The organism is Rhizobium sp. BK316, assembly GCF_014193695.1.
Taxonomy (GTDB): domain Bacteria; phylum Pseudomonadota; class Alphaproteobacteria; order Rhizobiales; family Rhizobiaceae; genus Rhizobium.
Map to the genome: position 1 here is coordinate 1 of NZ_JACHZR010000011.1, position 18,460 is coordinate 18,460.

Genomic DNA, 18,460 nt, shown 5'->3' on the forward strand with positions numbered 1-18,460 from the left:
CGCTGCCGTCAGAGACGTCTTGCCGTGGTCAACGTGGCCGATCGTGCCAATGTTGACGTGCGGCTTGTTGCGCTCAAACTTACTCTTTGCCATTTTCGGCTCTCCATTCTTTGGCCCGAGGGGCGCTAATTCTTGTTATCGGTCAATTGGTATTCCGGTCACTTCTGACCGGAATACTTTGCCTGGATTTCGGTTGCGACGTTCGACGGGACCGGCGCGTAGTGATCGAAGGTCATCGTGTACTGAGCACGGCCCTGCGACATGGAGCGCAGGTTGTCGACATACTTGAACATGTTGGCCAGCGGGACGTTGGCGTTGATGACAACGGCGACACCACGGCTTTCCTGACCCTGGATCTGACCACGGCGGGAGTTCAGGTCGCCGATGACGTCACCAACATAGTCTTCCGGGGTAACGACTTCGACCTTCATCATCGGCTCGAGAAGCTGAGCTCCAGCCTTCTTTGCCGCTTCACGGAAGCAAGCGCGGGAAGCAATTTCGAATGCCAGAACCGAGGAGTCGACGTCGTGGAAGGCGCCGTCGATGAGCGTCGCCTTGACGCCCAGCATCGGGAAGCCAGCCAGCGGACCGGAAGACAGAACGCTTTCGATACCCTTCTGAACGCCCGGGATGTATTCCTTCGGAACAGCACCGCCGACGATCTTGGATTCGAACTTGAAGTCGTCGCCATCCGGGTTCGGTTCGAAGACGATCTTGACGCGTGCGAACTGGCCGGTACCACCGGACTGCTTCTTGTGCGTGTAGTCTTCTTCGTGCTGGCGCGTGATGGTTTCGCGGTAAGCAACCTGCGGCGCGCCGACGTTTGCTTCGACCTTGAACTCACGGCGCATGCGGTCGACGATGATGTCGAGATGCAGTTCGCCCATGCCGGCGATGATCGTCTGACCGGATTCCTGGTCCGTCTTCACACGGAAGGACGGATCTTCGGCTGCCAGGCGGTTGAGCGCGAGGCCCATCTTTTCCTGGTCACCCTTGGACTTCGGCTCGATAGCGATCTGGATGACCGGCTCCGGGAACTCCATGCGCTCGAGGATAACCGGCTTCAGCGGGTCGCAGAGCGTGTCACCCGTGGTGGTTTCCTTGAGACCTGCGAGAGCAACGATGTCGCCGGCAAAGGCTTCTTCGATATCTTCACGCGAGTTGGAGTGCATCTGCAGCATGCGCCCCACGCGCTCGCGCTTGTCCTTGACCGTGTTCATGACCGACGAACCCTTTTCGAGCTTGCCGGAGTAGATACGGGCGAAGGTGAGCGAACCGACGAAGGGGTCGTTCATGATCTTGAACGCGAGCATGGACAACGGCTCGGCGTCGTCTGCATGACGCTCGATTTCGGCTTCGGTCTTGAAGTCGATGCCCTTGATCGCGGGAATGTCGAGCGGCGACGGCAGGTAGTCGACAACGGCGTCGAGCAGCGGCTGCACGCCCTTGTTCTTGAAGGCCGTGCCGCAGAACATCGGATGGAACTTGACGTCGATCGTACCGCGGCGAACAAGTTCGCGGATCTTGTCGTTGTCGGGCATGACGCCTTCGAGGTAGGCTTCCATCGCAGCTTCATCGATCTCGACAACCGTCTCGATCAGCTTTTCGCGATATTCTTCAGCCTTGGCCTTCATATCTTCCGGGATCTCGACGACATCCCACTGGGCGCCGAGAGATTCATCGCGCCAGATCAGAGCGTTCATCTCGACGAGGTCGATCACGCCCTTGAAGTCGCTTTCAGCGCCGATCGGCAGCTGCATGACGACGGCGATCGCACCGAGACGGGTCTTGATCATCTCGACGGAGCGGTAGAAATCCGCACCGGTCTTGTCCATCTTGTTGCAGAAGATCATGCGCGGAACATGATACTTCTCAGCCTGACGCCAGACGGTTTCGGTCTGCGGCTCAACACCAGCGTTGGCGTCGAGCAGCGCAATGGCACCGTCGAGAACGCGCAGCGAACGCTCGACTTCGATGGTGAAGTCGACGTGGCCGGGGGTGTCGATGATGTTGAAGCGGCGCATCTTGCCGTCACGGCCCTTCCAGAAGGTCGTGGTGGCAGCGGACGTGATCGTGATGCCGCGTTCCTGTTCCTGCTCCATCCAGTCCATCGTGGCTGCGCCATCGTGGACTTCACCGATCTTGTGCGACTTGCCGGTGTAATAAAGGATACGCTCGGTCGTCGTGGTCTTGCCGGCGTCGATGTGCGCCATGATACCGAAATTGCGGTAGTCTTCGATCTTATATTCGCGAGCCATTATGGACTGCCTTTCGATATCGTTCGGGATTACCAGCGATAATGCGAGAACGCGCGGTTGGCATCAGCCATCTTGTGCGTGTCTTCGCGCTTCTTGACCGCGGAACCGCGGTTGTTGGATGCGTCGAGAAGTTCGCCCGAAAGACGATCGATCATGGTGGTTTCGTTGCGCTTGCGCGCAGCAGCAATCAACCAGCGGATGGCAAGAGCCTGGCGGCGCTCCGGACGGACATCGACCGGAACCTGGTAGGTCGCACCACCGACGCGGCGCGAGCGGACTTCAACGTGCGGAGCGATGTTGTCGAGCGCGGAATGGAAAACCGTGAGCGGTTCCTGCTTCGACTTGCCCTGCACGGAGTCAAACGCGCCGTACACGATGCTTTCGGCGACGGACTTCTTGCCGTCCAGCATGATGGCATTCATGAACTTCGTGACAACGAGGTCACCGAACTTCGGGTCCGGATTGATCTCGCGCTTTTCTGCTTTATGGCGTCTGGACATACTTCTCGTCTCTTTAACTGTTAAGGCGCTTCACCACGCGGAGGACCTCGCGCAGCGCCGGAATCTCACTTTCAAGCCTTTCCGGGCGGTATCGCCCGGGGCGAAATTACTTCGGACGCTTCGCACCGTACTTGGAACGGCGCTGCTTGCGGTTCTTGACACCCTGGGTATCGAGAACGCCGCGGATGATGTGGTAGCGAACACCCGGAAGGTCCTTGACGCGGCCGCCACGGATCATGACGACGGAGTGTTCCTGAAGGTTGTGACCTTCACCGGGAATGTAACCAATGACTTCGAAGCCGTTGGTGAGGCGGATCTTTGCGACCTTACGCAGAGCCGAGTTCGGCTTCTTCGGCGTCGTCGTGTAAACGCGGGTGCAAACACCGCGCTTCTGCGGGTTCTCCTGAAGAGCGGGAACCTTGTTACGCTTTACGTTCGCCTGGCGAGGCTTGCGGATCAGCTGGTTTACGGTAGGCATTCAACCATCCCTTACGTTTGTCTCAGTACCCTTGCGGGCTCGAACTTCGCCGTTTCCGGCATTGCCACACATATTTCCCTCAATGCGCAAAATATGGCCCGATCCGCTTCCGCAGATGGACCACATAGAGCAGAGGACGCAAAAAGGTGCGTCATGCGTGCAGCATCATGACTTCAACGTGCGTTTAGAACCTTGTTTGAGGCGTTCTTCAGGGCGCGTCGCCCCGAACAGCCAAACCTCACATGGGATCCGATGGCGGGCGTACTACTGGTTTCCGCCCTGCTCGTCAAGGCCGGTTAAGAAATAATCTCCGCCCCGGCAGCTTCAAATGCCCTGAGAACACGCTGTTTACAGGCTCTTTAAGCCGGTTAAAGATACCCGGCAAGATAAACTTGGGCATTGCAGCAAAAACAGATAGGAATCAGTATTTGCAGACATCAAGCCCTTATATGGGACCTGCATATTGCGATTCTTAGAGAGCCGAAGGACAAAAAAATGATCGGGACACCGGACAACGACAACAATTTCGACGGACCGATGATCTTCATCATCATCGGCAAGGGCTATGAATCCGATACAAGCGAGGGCGTGGACCTGCACGTCATGCTGAAGGCTGCCGACGATGACAGCGCCGTGCGGGAAGCCTTGAACGCACTTGCCGAGGAGGGCTTCATCGAGGCCGATCTCGACCAGATCGGCATGTTGACCGAAGTGCCCTCCGAAGAACCGCACGCCTCCGCCTATCAGGGTGCACTGGACGGCGAAGTCTCGATCATCCGTTTCAGCTGAGCCTATAGACAAAGAACGGGCCTGCGCGCCGCGCGGGCCTGATCCCCCGCCCTCGCCTTTCCATTTTGGCCGATATATGAGGGCGGCGAACCTGCAGCGTGTTATCGCGATACCGTCGCCAACGGCCCCCAGCAAATTCGACATTCATCGCAAAGCCGCCGGCAAGCCGGCGGCTTTATCGTTTTCCGCTTGGAATGAGGTATCCAGATATTTCCGGACAAAGAAAAACCGCCCGGATTTCTCCGGGCGGCCTTGAATTTTTAAACTCTGGACTGCCTGTTATTCGGCGGCCGGCGCGCTTTCGTTCGCCAGGTCCTGCAGCATCGGCGTTGCAGCCGCTGCCCCGGAGCCCTTGCGGCGCTCTTCCAGGATCAGGTCGTCGCGAGCCGTCGCGATGCGGCGGATCTGGGTCATGGTGCCACCGGTACCGGCCGGGATCAGACGGCCGACGATGACGTTTTCCTTCAGACCCTGCAGGCCATCGGTCTTGCCGGCAATCGCGGCTTCCGTCAGCACCTTGGTCGTTTCCTGGAAGGAAGCGGCCGAGATGAAGGACGGGGTCTGCAGCGATGCCTTGGTGATGCCGAGCAGAACGGGATCGCCACTGGCAGGCTTCTTGCCTTCCTCGATGAGCTGGTCGTTGACGTCTTCCAGCTCGATACGGTCGACATTGTCGCCGACGATGTAGGTGGAGTCGCCTGCATCGGTGATCTCCACCTTCTGCAGCATCTGACGGACAATCACCTCGATGTGCTTGTCGTTGATGACAACGCCCTGCAGACGATAGACTTCCTGGATTTCGTTGACGAGGTAGGAAGCCAAGGCTTCCACGCCCTTGATCGCCAGGATGTCGTGCGGAGCCGGGTTACCGTCGAGGATGTAATCACCCTTTTCGATATAGTCGCCCTCCTGAAGGTGGAAGGGCTTGCCCTTCGGGATCAGGTATTCGACAGGCTCGACACCGTCTTCTGCCGGCTCGATGATGACGCGACGCTTGTTCTTGTAGTCGCGGCCGAGGCGGATCGTACCATCGATCTCTGCGATGATGGCGTGGTCCTTCGGACGACGAGCCTCGAACAATTCTGCAACGCGCGGCAGACCACCGGTGATGTCCTTGGTCTTGGCGCTTTCCAGCGGCGAACGGGCAAGAACGTCACCCTGGGAGACCTTCTGGCCCGGCTCGACGGATAGGATCGCGTCGACCGAGAGCAGGAAGCGGGCTTCGCCACCGCGGGAGAGCTTCGCGACATTGCCGCTTGCATCCTTGATGACGATGGCCGGCTTCAGATCCGAACCGCGCGGGGTCGAACGCCAGTCGATAACCTGACGCTTGGTGATACCGGTGGATTCGTCGGTCGCTTCGAGAACGGAGAGGCCGTCGACGACATCTTCGAACTGAACCGTACCGGCTACTTCCGTCATCATCGGACGGGTGTAGGGGTCCCACTCCGCCAGACGCTGACCGCGCTTAACCTTGTCGCCTTCGTCGACATGCAGCTTCGAACCATAGGCAACACGCTGCGAGGAACGCTCCACGCCACGCTCGTCCAGGATCTGGACGGTCATGTTGCGGCCCATGGCAACGAGGTTGCCATCGGAGTTGCGCAGGATGTTACGGTTCTTGATCTGCACCGTACCTTCATACGAGGCTTCCAGGAACGACTGGTCGACCACCGTTGCCGTGCCACCAAGGTGGAAGGTACGCATGGTGAGCTGCGTGCCCGGCTCGCCGATCGACTGAGCCGCGATAACGCCGACGGCTTCGCCCATGTTGACCGGCGTACCGCGCGCGAGGTCGCGGCCGTAGCAGACCGAGCAGACGCCCGTCTGGATTTCGCAGGTCAGTGCCGAGCGAATGCGGATCGACTGGATACCAGCCTTCTCGATCTCGGTGACATCGGGCTCAAGGATCATCTTGCCGGCATCGACGATACGCTCGCCGGTAACCGGGTGGTCGATGTTGTCGAGGGCCGTACGGCCGAGGATGCGGGCGCCGAGCGAAGCAACGACCTGACCGGCATCGACGATGGCGGTCATAGTGAGGCCGGTTTCGGTACCGCAATCGACGTGCGTGACGATGCAGTCCTGCGCGACGTCGACGAGACGGCGAGTCAGGTAACCGGAGTTCGCAGTCTTCAGGGCGGTGTCTGCCAGACCCTTGCGGGCGCCGTGCGTCGAGTTGAAGTACTCGTTGACCGTCAGGCCTTCCTTGAAGTTCGAGATGATCGGCGTCTCGATGATTTCACCTGACGGCTTGGCCATGAGGCCGCGCATACCGCCGAGCTGACGCATCTGGTTCGGAGAACCACGGGCACCCGAGTGCGACATCATGTAGATGGCGTTCATCGGCTTCTGGCGACCAGTCTTATCGTCGAACTCGACAGCCTTAATGCGGGCCATCATATCTTCGGCGACCTTCTCCGTGGCCTTACCCCACGCGTCAACGACCTTGTTGTACTTTTCGCCCTGAGTGATCAGACCGTCGTTGTACTGCTGCTCGTATTCCTTCACCAGGTTTTCGGTGTCGGCAACGATCTTCGCCTTGGATTCCGGAATGACCATGTCGTCCTTGCCGAACGAAATGCCGGCGCGGCAGGCGTGGGTGAAGCCGAGTTGCATGATGCGGTCGCAGAAGATGACCGTGTCCTTCTGGCCGCAGTGACGGTAGACCGCGTCGATCATCCTGGAGATGTTCTTCTTGGTCATTTCCTGGTTGCAGATGTCGAAGGTCACCTTGCCGTTTTTCGGCAGGAGCTCACCAATGAGCAGGCGGCCCGGCGTCGTCTCATAGATCTTCGAGTACGGCTTGCCGTCTTCGCCGATCGACTTGAAGCGGCCGCGGATCTTGGTGTGCAGCGTGACGACCTTGTTTTCGAGCGCGTGATGCAGCTCGCCGAGATCGGAGAAGGCCATGCCTTCGCCCGGCTCGTTCTGGTTCACGATCGAGAGGTAGTAGAGGCCGAGAACCATGTCCTGCGACGGAACGATGATCGGTGCGCCGTTTGCCGGGTGCAGGATGTTGTTGGTCGACATCATCAGAACGCGGGCTTCGAGCTGGGCTTCGAGCGACAGCGGCACGTGAACGGCCATCTGGTCACCGTCGAAGTCGGCGTTGAAGGCCGTGCAGACGAGCGGATGCAACTGGATCGCCTTGCCTTCGACCAGGATGGGTTCGAAGGCCTGGATGCCCAGGCGGTGCAGCGTCGGCGCGCGGTTCAAGAGAACCGGATGCTCGCGGATGACCTCATCGAGGATATCCCAAACTTCCGGCTTTTCCTTTTCAACCAGCTTCTTGGCCTGCTTGACGGTCGAGGAGTAACCCTTGGCGTCGAGGCGGGCGTAGATGAACGGCTTGAAGAGCTCAAGCGCCATCTTCTTCGGAAGACCGCACTGATGCAGCTTCAGTTCCGGACCGGTCACGATGACCGAACGGCCGGAATAGTCGACGCGCTTGCCGAGCAGGTTCTGACGGAAGCGGCCCTGCTTGCCCTTGAGCATGTCGGACAGCGACTTCAGCGGACGCTTGTTGGCGCCGGTGATGACGCGGCCACGGCGGCCGTTGTCGAAGAGCGCATCGACAGATTCCTGCAGCATGCGCTTTTCGTTGCGGATGATGATGCCCGGTGCGCGCAGTTCGATGAGACGCTTCAGACGGTTGTTACGGTTGATGACACGGCGATAGAGATCGTTCAGATCCGACGTCGCGAAACGACCGCCGTCCAGCGGAACGAGCGGGCGCAGATCCGGCGGGATCACCGGAACGACCTTCATGATCATCCATTCCGGACGATTGCCTGACTCCATGAAGTTCTCGACGATCTTCAGGCGCTTCATCAGCTTCTTCTGCTTGAGATCCGACGTGGTGTCGGCAAGCTCGGAGCGCAGATCGCCAGCGATCTTTTCGAGATTCATCGATGCCAGCATCTCGTAGATGGCTTCCGCACCGATCATGGCCGTGAACTGGTCTTCACCATATTCGTCGACGGCGAGCATGTATTCTTCTTCCGTCAGGAGCTGGTGCTCCTTGAGCGCGGTGAGACCCGGCTCGGTGACGATGTAGTGTTCGAAGTAGAGGACGCGCTCGACATCCTTCAGCGTCATGTCGAGCAGCGTGGAAATACGTGACGGCAGCGACTTCAGGAACCAGATGTGGGCGACGGGAGCGGCGAGCTCGATATGGCCCATGCGCTCACGGCGAACGCGCGACAGCGTGACTTCGACGCCGCACTTTTCGCAGATGATGCCCTTGTACTTCATGCGCTTGTACTTGCCGCACAAGCACTCGTAGTCCTTGATCGGTCCGAAGATGCGCGCGCAGAAGAGACCGTCGCGTTCCGGCTTGAACGTGCGGTAGTTGATGGTTTCCGGCTTCTTGATCTCGCCGTAGGACCAGGAAAGAATCTTCTCCGGAGAGGCGATCGAAATCCGGATGGAATCGAAGTTCTGTGCAGGCACCTGCGGATTGAAAAGATTCATGACCTCTTGGTTCATGCCTGTCTCCTTCATGGGCGAAAGCGCCCTTATCTTGCGAGGGTTGGCGGCCAATTCCCGGGAGCCGCGCCATCGCTTAAACGACAATAACCGCAGAATGCGGCGAAAGCGTCCCTGCCCGACCGACACATTACGGGGCCATGGCGGGAACGGTGTGCGCCCCTTCGAAGAGCGCACACCCTATCAAGTGGTTATTCGGCAGCGTCCGGCAGCTGGCCTGCAGCCTGCAGATCCTCGACCTTGGAATTTTCGAGCTCGACCGAGAGACCCAGCGAGCGCATTTCCTTGACGAGAACGTTGAAGCTTTCCGGAATACCGGCCTCGAAGGTGTCGTCGCCACGGACGATCGCTTCGTAGACCTTGGTGCGGCCGGCCACGTCGTCCGACTTCACCGTCAACATTTCCTGCAGCGTGTAGGCTGCGCCGTAGGCTTCAAGCGCCCAGACTTCCATTTCGCCGAAGCGTTGGCCACCGAACTGCGCCTTGCCGCCCAGCGGCTGCTGGGTAACGAGCGAGTACGGGCCGATCGAACGAGCGTGGATCTTGTCGTCGACAAGGTGGTTCAGCTTGATCATGTACATGTAGCCAACGGTGACCTTGCGGTCGAAGGGCTCGCCGGTACGGCCATCGTACAGAACCGACTGACCGGACTCGTGCAGACCTGCCTTCTTCAGCATCGAGGCAACGTCGGGCTCATGCGCACCGTCGAAGACCGGCGTTGCGATGGAGACGCCCTTGCGGGACTGTTCAGCCAGCTTGACGAGCGAGGCGTCGTCGAAGTTGGCGACTTCGTCCTTGGCTTGGGAAGCATACACGTCCGTCAGCTCGCGCTTCAGGTCGGTGATGTCCATGGTCTTGCGATACTCTTCGAGCAACTCGCCGATCTTCTTGCCCATGCCTGCGCAAGCCCAGGCAAGATGGGTCTCGAGGATCTGGCCGACGTTCATGCGCGAAGGCACGCCGAGCGGGTTCAAGCAGATATCGACATGCGTACCGTCTTCCAGGAACGGCATATCTTCGACCGGAACGATGCGCGATACGACACCCTTGTTACCGTGACGGCCGGCCATCTTGTCGCCCGGCTGGATCTTGCGCTTAACAGCGACGAAGACCTTGACCATCTTCATGACGCCCGGAGGCATTTCGTCGCCGCGCTGGACCTTTTCGACCTTGTCCATGAAGCGCTGTTCGAGGCGCGACTTGGATTCGTCGTACTGGCCGCGGAGTGCTTCGAGCTCGCTCTGGACCTTTTCGTCTTCGACGGCGAACATCCACCACTGCGAGCGGGGATATTCGGAAACGACGGCGTTCGACAGCTCGGTGCCCTTCTTGAAGCCCTTCGGGCCGGCAATGGAGGACTGGCCGCGCAGCATGTCGATCAGACGGCCGTAGACGTTACGGTCGAGGATCGCCTGTTCGTCGTCGCGGTCCTTTGCAAGACGCTCGATCTCTTCGCGCTCGATTGCCATCGCGCGCTCGTCCTTTTCAACGCCGTGGCGGTTGAAGACGCGCACTTCGACGATCGTGCCGTAGGTGCCGGGCGGCATGCGCATGGACGTGTCGCGTACGTCGGATGCCTTTTCACCGAAAATGGCGCGCAAGAGCTTTTCTTCCGGCGTCATCGGGCTTTCGCCCTTCGGCGTGATCTTGCCAACGAGGATATCGCCCGGCTGAACTTCGGCACCAATATAGACGATACCGGCTTCGTCGAGGTTCTTCAGCGCTTCTTCCGAAACGTTCGGGATGTCGCGCGTGATTTCTTCCGGACCAAGCTTGGTGTCACGAGCCATCACTTCGAATTCTTCGATGTGGATGGAAGTGAACACGTCATCGGCAACGATCCGTTCCGACATCAGGATCGAGTCTTCGTAGTTGTAGCCGTTCCAGGGCATGAACGCGACGAGCGCGTTGCGGCCGAGAGCCAGATCGCCGAGATCCGTCGACGGGCCGTCGGCGAGAATGTCGCCGCGGTTGACCACGTCACCGACGGTGACCAGCGGACGCTGGTTGACGCAGGTGTTCTGGTTCGAACGCTGGAACTTCTGCAGGCGGTAGATATCGACGCCGGACTTGCCGGCTTCGAGATCTTCCGTGGCGCGGATAACGATACGCGTCGCGTCGACCTGGTCGACCACACCACCGCGGCGTGCACCGATGGCAGCACCGGAGTCGCGGGCGACGACCGGTTCCATGCCGGTACCGACGAACGGCGCTTCAGCGCGCAGCAGCGGAACGGCCTGACGCTGCATGTTCGAGCCCATGAGAGCGCGGTTGGCGTCGTCGTTTTCCAGGAACGGGATGAGAGCGGCTGCGACCGAAACGACCTGCTTCGGCGAGACGTCCATCAGGTTCATGCTGTCGCGCGGGGCGAGCATAACTTCGCCAGCGTGGCGGCAGACGACGAATTCGTCGACGAAGGAGCCGTCCGAAGCCAGTTCGGCGTTGGCCTGGGCAACGTAGTACTTCGCCTCTTCCATGGCGGAGAGGTAAAGCACGTCATTGGTCACCTTGCCATCGACGATGCGGCGGTACGGGCTTTCGATGAAGCCGTACTTGTTGACGCGTGCGAAGGTCGCCAGCGAGTTGATAAGACCGATGTTCGGGCCTTCCGGCGTTTCGATCGGGCAGATGCGGCCGTAATGGGTCGGATGAACGTCGCGGACTTCGAAGCCGGCGCGCTCGCGGGTCAGACCACCCGGACCAAGAGCCGAGAGACGGCGCTTGTGGGTGATTTCCGAGAGCGGGTTCACCTGGTCCATGAACTGCGAGAGCTGCGAGGAACCGAAGAATTCGCGCACGGCTGCGGCAGCCGGCTTGGCGTTGATCAGATCCTGCGGCATGACCGTGTCGATTTCGATCGAGGACATGCGTTCCTTGATCGCGCGCTCCATGCGGAGCAGGCCGAGACGGTACTGGTTCTCCATCAGTTCGCCGACCGAACGGACACGACGGTTGCCGAGGTTGTCGATGTCGTCGATCTCGCCCTTGCCGTCGCGCAGTTCGACGAGCATCTTGACCACGGCCAGGATGTCATCCTTGCGCAGGATGCGGACGGTGTCTTCGACGCTCAAGTCGAGACGCATGTTCATCTTGACGCGGCCAACGGCGGAGAGGTCGTAACGCTCCGCATCGAAGAACAGCGAGTTGAACATGGCTTCGGCCGATTCCATGGTCGGCGGTTCACCCGGACGCATGACGCGATAGATGTCGAACAGAGCGTCCTGGCGGTTCTCGTTCTTGTCTGCCGTCAGCGTGTTGCGGATGTAGGCGCCGACATTGATGTGGTCGATGCCAAGAACAGGGATTTCGTCAAAGTGATTGGCGAGGATGACACCCAGTGTCTTCTCGTCGATCTCGTCGCCGGCTTCGAGATAGATCTCACCCGTCGAGTAGTTGACGATATCTTCGGCAAGGTAGTTGCCGTAGAGATCGTCATCGGTCGCCTTGAGGGCCTTCAGGCCCTTGTCGGAGAGCTGGCGGAGCAGACGCGGGGTCAGCTTCTTGCCGGCTTCCACAACGACTTCGCCGGTATCGGCGTCGACCATCTCGGTGATCGCCTTAGCACCCTTCAGCGTCTCCGGCTTGAAGGGAATGCGCCAGCCTTCACCGTCGCGCTTGTAGAGCGACTTCGTGTAGAAGGTGTCGAGGATTTCCTCGCCGTCCATGCCGAGGGCCATCAGCAGCGACGTCACCGGAATCTTGCGGCGGCGGTCGATACGGGCGTAGACGATGTCCTTGGCGTCGAATTCGATATCGAGCCAGGAACCGCGATAAGGGATCACGCGCGCAGCAAAGAGCAGCTTGCCGGAAGAATGGCTCTTGCCCTTGTCGTGATCGAAGAAGACGCCCGGCGAACGGTGCATCTGGGACACGATCACACGCTCGGTGCCGTTGACGATGAACGTACCGTTGTTCGTCATGAGCGGCATGTCGCCCATGTAGACGGACTGTTCCTTGATGTCCTTGATCGACTTCGCGCCGGTATCCTCGTCGATATCGAACACGATGAGACGGAGAGTAACCTTCAGCGGCGCGGCATAGGTCAGGTCGCGCTGGCGGCATTCGTCGACGTCGAACTTCGGCGGTTCGAATTCATAGGACACGAACTCCAGCATGGAAGCGCCGGAGAAATCGGTGATCGGGAAAACGGACTTGAAGACAGCCTGGAGGCCTTCGTCGGGACGACCGCCCTTGGGCTCTTCAACCATCAGAAACTGGTCGTAGGATGCCTTCTGAACCTCGATGAGGTTCGGCATTTCTGCGACTTCGGGGATTTTACCAAAAAACTTGCGTACGCGCCTACGACCATTGAACGAAAGGGTCTGAGCCATCGTCGCTCCTTCAAAAATTGCATCCGGGCCTGCAACGGACGGGAACCGATGGCCAGTCGATCCCGTCAACCAATGAGTAGTTCAACCTCGTCCCACCTCCCGAAACAACCAGGCCGGATTGCCTTGGCGCCTCGGTTCGAGACCATGCTCTTGAAGAACCCATTACCCAAAAGCCGTTTTCACGCGGCTTTTGGGTAATTCGTTCAGAAAAACGGCAAATGGGAGGCCGTAAATACCGCCTCCCAAATGCAGTTCAAGATTACTTGACGTCGGCCTTTGCGCCAGCGTCTTCAAGCTTCTTCTTGATGTCAGCGGCTTCAGCCTTGGAAACGCCTTCCTTGACAGCCTTCGGAGCGCCTTCGACGAGGTCCTTGGCTTCCTTGAGGCCGAGGCCGGTGATGGCGCGGACTTCCTTGATGACGTTGATCTTGTTGGCGCCGGCATCCGTGAGGATGACGTCGAACTCGGTCTTTTCTTCTTCAGCCGGAGCAGCTGCACCGCCTGCACCACCAGCAACGGCAGCAACAGCTACCGGAGCAGCGGCGGAAACGCCCCACTTTTCTTCGAGCAGCTTGGAAAGCTCAGCGGCTTCCAGGACGGTCAGCGAGGAGAGGTCTTCAACGATCTTTGCGAGATCAGCCATTTTCTAGTTCCTTTTGTTCGGTTCGAACTGTTGAGTTTGTACAGCGAAAAACCGCCTTAAGCGGCTTCGTCCTTCTTGGCGTAGGCCGAGAACACGCGAGCAAGCTGGCTTGCCGGTGCTGCAACAACGCCTGCGATGCGGGTAGCCGGAGTCTGGATCATGCCCAGCAGCTTCGCACGCAGTTCGTCCAGCGAAGGCAGGGTCGCAAGCGACTTGACACCTTCGGCGTTCAGCGTTGTCGTGCCCATGGCGCCGCCGAGAACCACGATCTTGTCGTTGGTCTTGGCGAAATCCATGACGACCTTCGGAGCGGTGATCGGATCATTGCTGTAGGCAATGAGGGTCTGACCCTTGAAGAGATTGGAAATCCCTTCCGCTTCCGTACCCTGAAGGGCAATTTTGGCCAGGCGGTTCTTCGCGACTTTGACGGTGCCGCCAGCAGCGCGCATCTTCGAACGAAAATCGTTCATCTGTGCGACTGTAGCACCAGCATAGTGGGCCACGACAACCGAGCCCGATGCCTTGAAGACATCGTTCAGTTCCGTGACGAATTCGCGCTTTTCCGCTCTTTCCACTGCCTATCTCCAGTTGGCGGGACCGTTTGAACGGACCCACCGGGTTGCCTTTGCCTCCTGGGATCAGAAGCGATCCCAAGCGACGCTTGAGGATCCTGTCCCCTCGCGCTCCGCGCCAGTAAAGGCAAAGGAGGCACAAGGCATCCAAGGCTCGAACCGATTTCCTAGAAGTAGAACTTCATGCAATTCGGGTCTTACCCGTCTCATGCAGGCAAAGTGATTAAGGGAAAACCACCTGCAATCTCGGACAGGATTCCGGATTTCTCCGGAATATCCCGGCCCCTTGCGAGGCCGGAATTCTTGTAATCGGGCCGGAGCCCGATGAAACTTAAGCAGCCGTAACCGCTGCGGTGACCGAGCCAACTTCGATCTTGACGCCCGGCCCCATGGTCGAGGAGATCGCCACGCGCTTGACGTAGTTGCCCTTGGCGCCAGCCGGCTTCGCCTTGATGACGGCGTCAGCGAAGGCACGGATGTTTTCTTCCAGAGCCTTGGCATCGAAAGATGCCTTGCCGATGCCAGCGTGAACGATACCAGCCTTTTCGACGCGGAACTCGACAGCGCCGCCCTTGGAAGCCTTGACGGCACCAGCGACATCCATCGTAACCGTACCGACCTTCGGGTTCGGCATCATGCCGCGCGGGCCGAGAACCTTACCGAGACGACCGACGAGCGGCATCATGTCCGGGGTCGCGATGCAGCGATCGAATTCGATCTTGCCGCCCTGGACGATTTCGACGAGCTCTTCTGCGCCGACGATGTCTGCGCCGGCAGCCTTGGCTTCATCAGCCTTGACGCCACGAGCGAAAACGGCGACACGAACCGTACGGCCGGTGCCGTTCGGCAGATTGACCACGCCGCGAACCATCTGGTCTGCGTGACGCGGATCAACACCGAGGTTCATCGAAACTTCGATCGTTTCATCGAACTTTGCTACGGCACGTTCCTTGACCATGCCGATGGCGGTCGTCAGAGCGTAGAGCTTGGTCGGATCAACACCTTCGTTGATCTTCTGAGTGCGCTTGCCTGCCATGGTCTTAACCCACCACTTCCAGGCCCATGGCGCGGGCAGAGCCCTCGATCATCGCCATTGCACCTTCGATATCTGCTGCGTTCAGGTCCTTCATCTTGGCTTCGGCGATCGTCTTGATCTGAGCCTTGGTGAGGGTACCAGCCTTTGCGCCCTTGCCCGGGGTCTTGGAACCGGACTGGATCTTGGCTTCCTTCTTCAGCCAGTAGCTGACCGGAGGCTGCTTCATCACGAAGGTGAAGGACTTGTCCTGGTAATAGGTGATGACAACCGGGATCGGCATACCCTTTTCCATTTCCTGCGTAGCCGCATTGAACGACTTGCAGAATTCCATGATGTTAATGCCACGCTGACCAAGCGCCGGACCAATCGGCGGGGACGGGTTTGCCGATCCTGCCTTGACCTGAAGCTTGAGCTGGCCTGCAACTTTCTTAGCCATATCTCTCTGCCTTTCACTGATGGCCGGTCGCCCGACCCTTGATGCCGGATCGCTCCGACGGCTGCGGTTGCGTGGTGCGGATCGTTGAGGTCCGGCTAAGACCCCTCACCTTCCACGCGATGCGGCGTTCGCCGCACGAGGATCAGCCACCAACGACCGAACCCCAATCTTAAAAATCAGACCTTCTCGACCTGAGCGTATTCCAGCTCGACCGGGGTGGCACGGCCAAAGATCGACACTTCCACCTTCAGGCGCGAACGCTCTTCGTCCACGTCCTGAACCGTGCCATTGAACGACGCGAACGGACCATCGGAAACGCGAACCTGCTCGCCGATCTCGAACGTGACGGAGGCCTTCGGCCGCTCGACACCTTCCTGAACCTGACCGAGAATGCGCTCGGCTTCAGAATCCGGAATCGGAACCGGCTTGTTGTCGGAACCAAGGAAGCCCGTGACCTTCGGCGTATTCTTAATCAGGTGATAGGCTTCATCCGTCAGGTTGGCACGAACCATGACATAGCCCGGGAAGAACTTGCGTTCGGAATCGACCTTGCGGCCGCGACGCACTTCCACCACCTTTTCGGTCGGCACGAGGATCTTCTCGAACAGATGCTCAAGCCCTTTCTGGCGAGCCTTGTTCTCGATGTCTTCAGCCACCTTCTTTTCAAAATTAGAATATGCGTGGACGATGTACCAACGTGCCGCCATTTTCATCTCCACCCGTATCAGTTGCCGGTATTGAGCACGAAGCTCAGCGCCCAGCCAATGAGCTGGTCAGCGGCAAAGAAAAACAGCGCAGCAAAAACAACCATAACGAGCACCATGACCGTCGAGATCATCGTCTCGCGGCGCGACGGCCAGGTAACTTTAGACGTTTCCGTGCGGACCTGCTGCAGAAACGCGAATGGATTGGATTTGGATGCCATCGACTGCCCACGCAATTACGGCGCGTAAAGCTGAAACTATCAGCCCCACGCACCGCGTGTCTGTTGAACCCTAAATAAACATCGATCTCCGAATACACAAGAGGGAAACCGACGTTTGACGAAATTTGTCGCCATATAAACAATCCTCGCCGGAACGCTGCGATACGTCCGCGCTGTCCGTTCAAGGAAAATGGCAGGGGCAGAGGGGCTCGAACCCCCGACCTGCGGTTTTGGAGACCGCCGCTCTACCAACTGAGCTATACCCCTTTACGCTTTGCATTCAGCCCGTTGACCTTGCAATCTTGAGCCGGTGAGAAGCATGGCGCTCCCTTTAAGACGGCGGCTCAGGATATGCAAGAGCGATTTTCGATTTTCAGAACCATTCTCCGCAGACAGCCCGGGGAAGCGGCCGGCAGCCGCTGATGCCGCCGCCGGACTCAGTCTGCAATGAGCCCGGCAGAGATGTCCACTTAACCGGAATTTCAGACTTTCACGTATTTGCGCCAGTCGTGCTCTTCCTTGAAGCCAAGCACTTCGCGAATCTTCCGGTTGGAAAGCAGGCCTTCATATTCACCGATCTCGCGAGTGAAAGGCACATTCGGGAAGAAGCGTTTGGCGAGCTCTTTCGACGGCGTGTTGGCCGAGACGGTGTTGTTGGCAGCGTTGAAGACCTGGAAACCCAGTCCATCCTTCTCGATGCAGAGATGGACGATCTGGCCGAGATCGCGCGCGTCGATATAGCTCCAGGCGATGCGCTTGCGCATCTCCGGATTAGCGAAATAGGTCGGGAACTTCTCGTACTCATGCGGCTCGATGACGTTGCCGATTCGCAACGCATAGATGTCAAAACCCGAACGTTCGGCAAAAGCGCGCGCCGTCTTCTCGTTCAGGACCTTGGAAAGGCCGTAGGAATCCATCGGGTTGACATCATAATCTTCCTCCAGCGGGAACTGGTGGAAGTCGCGATGGCCTTCGGCGAAGCAGACACCATAGGTGGTCTCGCTCGAAGCGACAATGATCTTCCTGATGCCGAGCTTCACCGCCGCCTCGATGACATTGTAGGTGCCCATCGTGTTGATGCGGAAGGTCTCGTTGTCGGGCTTGATCAGGACGCGCGGCACCGCAGCGAAGTGGACGACAGCATCGAAGGGCTGCACACCCTTGCCCGATTCCAGATCGGGAAAATCCCGGTGCATGGAAAGCACATTGAACATCTGGCCGCTATCGGTGATGTCGGCAATGAGATTGGTGACACCGGGGCTTTCCAGCGGCACGAGATCGACATTATGGACCTCATAGCCTGCATTGACGAGCCACGGCACGGCATGGCGTCCGGCCTTGCCCGAACCACCGGTGAAAAGAACACGCTTTTTCATGGAATATCCTCCGCATCATGAAATCGGAGGCATAGATAAACTCTTCCGCGCGAAGAGCAAGCGAGCGTCTCGCAAGCAGGTTCAAACCCGCTTCGGCCAGGAGCTTCCGACCGGAAGCACCTGCCCTGTCATTTCCAATCACCGCCGGATTTTCCGGCGATCCTGCAAGGTCGTCACTTGACGACGCTTACCTCATCCAGCTGCACGCCGGCCGCCTGAACGACCTCTTGCGGAATTGCCGCGATGAAAAACATTGTGAAAACATACATTGCGAATATCGTCGCAACGAAGGTGGCCTTTTGAATCATTGTGGCTCTCCTTTCTACAGGATGGAGTCTGAACCAAAAAAGCCGGATCGCAAAACGCTTTCTGAACGCGAGATGAATAAAGTGCTGCGTCTGGAAATTTTAACGATATTTTTACAACATCTCATGGACGGCCAGACGCCCGTCAGAAACGAAAAACCCCGCCGTTTCCAGCGGGGTTTTCCTTATTCGGGGATAGTCCCGGATTACTCGACGATGGAAGCAACGATGCCAGCACCGACGGTGCGGCCGCCTTCGCGGATCGCGAAGCGAAGCTTTTCTTCCATCGCGATCGGAACGATCAGCTCGACGTCAACAGT

15 protein-coding genes, 1 tRNA gene and 1 pseudogene are annotated in these 18,460 nt (G+C 58.6%); 1 reads left to right on the top strand and 16 read right to left on the bottom strand.

Annotated elements, in window-relative coordinates; genetic code table 11:
- The 4 genes from FHT87_RS30815 to rpsL all read right to left on the bottom strand — a co-directional run.
- Positions 1–93, bottom strand: a 93-nt coding sequence (locus FHT87_RS30815; RefSeq protein ID WP_018010120.1) for a GTP-binding protein, incomplete at its 3' end; no start/stop codon positions are given.
- Between the two features lie 65 nt (positions 94–158).
- Entirely contained in the window at positions 159–2,258 is a 2,100-nt protein-coding gene (gene fusA / locus FHT87_RS30820; RefSeq protein WP_183730066.1) for an elongation factor G, read from the bottom strand.
- A 29-nt stretch (positions 2,259–2,287) separates the two neighbouring features.
- A complete protein-coding gene (gene rpsG, locus FHT87_RS30825) occupies positions 2,288–2,758 on the bottom strand; it encodes a 30S ribosomal protein S7 (protein ID WP_007817128.1) in 471 nt (156 codons plus the stop codon).
- 106 nt (positions 2,759–2,864) lie between these two features.
- On the bottom strand, positions 2,865–3,236 hold the full coding sequence (gene rpsL / locus FHT87_RS30830; protein ID WP_003547537.1) for a 30S ribosomal protein S12: 372 nt from the start codon (positions 3,234–3,236) through the stop codon (positions 2,865–2,867).
- A gap of 495 nt (positions 3,237–3,731) precedes the next feature.
- Here rpsL and FHT87_RS30835 point away from each other — a divergent pair, with 495 nt between their 5' ends.
- A complete protein-coding gene (locus FHT87_RS30835; RefSeq protein ID WP_112547859.1) occupies positions 3,732–4,025 on the top strand; it encodes a transcriptional regulator in 294 nt (97 codons plus the stop codon).
- Between the two features lie 279 nt (positions 4,026–4,304).
- Here FHT87_RS30835 and rpoC read toward each other — a convergent pair whose 3' ends face one another.
- From rpoC to FHT87_RS30890, 12 genes and pseudogenes are all read right to left on the bottom strand, one after another.
- Entirely contained in the window at positions 4,305–8,516 is a 4,212-nt protein-coding gene (gene rpoC / locus FHT87_RS30840) for a DNA-directed RNA polymerase subunit beta' (RefSeq protein ID WP_183730069.1), read from the bottom strand.
- Between the two features lie 191 nt (positions 8,517–8,707).
- On the bottom strand, positions 8,708–12,847 hold the full coding sequence (gene rpoB / locus FHT87_RS30845) for a DNA-directed RNA polymerase subunit beta (RefSeq protein WP_183730071.1): 4,140 nt from the start codon (positions 12,845–12,847) through the stop codon (positions 8,708–8,710).
- 259 nt (positions 12,848–13,106) lie between these two features.
- Positions 13,107–13,490 (bottom strand): 50S ribosomal protein L7/L12, encoded by a 384-nt coding sequence (rplL, locus tag FHT87_RS30850; protein WP_004669074.1) that lies wholly within the window; start codon positions 13,488–13,490, stop codon positions 13,107–13,109.
- Between the two features lie 56 nt (positions 13,491–13,546).
- Positions 13,547–14,065 (bottom strand): 50S ribosomal protein L10, encoded by a 519-nt coding sequence (gene rplJ, locus FHT87_RS30855; RefSeq protein ID WP_183730074.1) that lies wholly within the window; start codon positions 14,063–14,065, stop codon positions 13,547–13,549.
- A gap of 328 nt (positions 14,066–14,393) precedes the next feature.
- Positions 14,394–15,098, bottom strand: coding sequence for a 50S ribosomal protein L1 (gene rplA, locus FHT87_RS30860; RefSeq protein WP_183730077.1), 705 nt, complete (start codon positions 15,096–15,098; stop codon positions 14,394–14,396).
- A 4-nt stretch (positions 15,099–15,102) separates the two neighbouring features.
- Positions 15,103–15,534 carry a 50S ribosomal protein L11 gene (gene rplK / locus FHT87_RS30865; protein ID WP_112547865.1) on the bottom strand — a complete coding sequence of 144 codons (432 nt, stop codon included), beginning with the start codon at positions 15,532–15,534 and terminating at the stop codon, positions 15,103–15,105.
- Positions 15,535–15,710: 176 nt separating this feature from the next.
- Entirely contained in the window at positions 15,711–16,241 is a 531-nt protein-coding gene (nusG, locus tag FHT87_RS30870) for a transcription termination/antitermination protein NusG (RefSeq protein ID WP_007817111.1), read from the bottom strand.
- Positions 16,242–16,258: 17 nt separating this feature from the next.
- The gene (gene secE / locus FHT87_RS30875; RefSeq protein ID WP_183730080.1) at positions 16,259–16,459 is read right to left on the bottom strand and encodes a preprotein translocase subunit SecE; all 201 of its coding nucleotides are present in this window, start codon (positions 16,457–16,459) and stop codon (positions 16,259–16,261) included.
- Positions 16,460–16,650: 191 nt separating this feature from the next.
- Positions 16,651–16,726: transfer RNA gene (locus FHT87_RS30880), tRNA-Trp, on the bottom strand.
- 215 nt (positions 16,727–16,941) lie between these two features.
- Positions 16,942–17,835, bottom strand: coding sequence for an NAD(P)-dependent oxidoreductase (locus FHT87_RS30885; protein WP_183806479.1), 894 nt, complete (start codon positions 17,833–17,835; stop codon positions 16,942–16,944).
- Positions 17,836–18,008: 173 nt separating this feature from the next.
- Positions 18,009–18,143 (bottom strand): hypothetical protein, encoded by a 135-nt coding sequence (locus FHT87_RS31475; RefSeq protein ID WP_281411246.1) that lies wholly within the window; start codon positions 18,141–18,143, stop codon positions 18,009–18,011.
- Positions 18,144–18,346: 203 nt separating this feature from the next.
- A pseudogene (locus tag FHT87_RS30890) lies at positions 18,347–18,460 on the bottom strand (elongation factor Tu); the annotation flags it as partial.

Coding starts and splice junctions, on each gene's coding strand:
- rpoC (WP_183730069.1), bottom strand. CDS start 8,516: ATGAACCAAGAGGTCATGAATCTTTTCAATCCGCAGGTGCCTGCACAG.
- FHT87_RS31475 (WP_281411246.1), bottom strand. CDS start 18,143: ATGATTCAAAAGGCCACCTTCGTTGCGACGATATTCGCAATGTATGTT.
- FHT87_RS30835 (WP_112547859.1), top strand. CDS start 3,732: ATGATCGGGACACCGGACAACGACAACAATTTCGACGGACCGATGATC.
- rplA (WP_183730077.1), bottom strand. CDS start 15,098: ATGGCAGGCAAGCGCACTCAGAAGATCAACGAAGGTGTTGATCCGACC.
- rplL (WP_004669074.1), bottom strand. CDS start 13,490: ATGGCTGATCTCGCAAAGATCGTTGAAGACCTCTCCTCGCTGACCGTC.
- rpsG (WP_007817128.1), bottom strand. CDS start 2,758: ATGTCCAGACGCCATAAAGCAGAAAAGCGCGAGATCAATCCGGACCCG.
- fusA (WP_183730066.1), bottom strand. CDS start 2,258: ATGGCTCGCGAATATAAGATCGAAGACTACCGCAATTTCGGTATCATG.
- rpoB (WP_183730071.1), bottom strand. CDS start 12,847: ATGGCTCAGACCCTTTCGTTCAATGGTCGTAGGCGCGTACGCAAGTTT.
- rplK (WP_112547865.1), bottom strand. CDS start 15,534: ATGGCTAAGAAAGTTGCAGGCCAGCTCAAGCTTCAGGTCAAGGCAGGA.
- rpsL (WP_003547537.1), bottom strand. CDS start 3,236: ATGCCTACCGTAAACCAGCTGATCCGCAAGCCTCGCCAGGCGAACGTA.
- secE (WP_183730080.1), bottom strand. CDS start 16,459: ATGGCATCCAAATCCAATCCATTCGCGTTTCTGCAGCAGGTCCGCACG.
- FHT87_RS30885 (WP_183806479.1), bottom strand. CDS start 17,835: ATGAAAAAGCGTGTTCTTTTCACCGGTGGTTCGGGCAAGGCCGGACGC.
- nusG (WP_007817111.1), bottom strand. CDS start 16,241: ATGGCGGCACGTTGGTACATCGTCCACGCATATTCTAATTTTGAAAAG.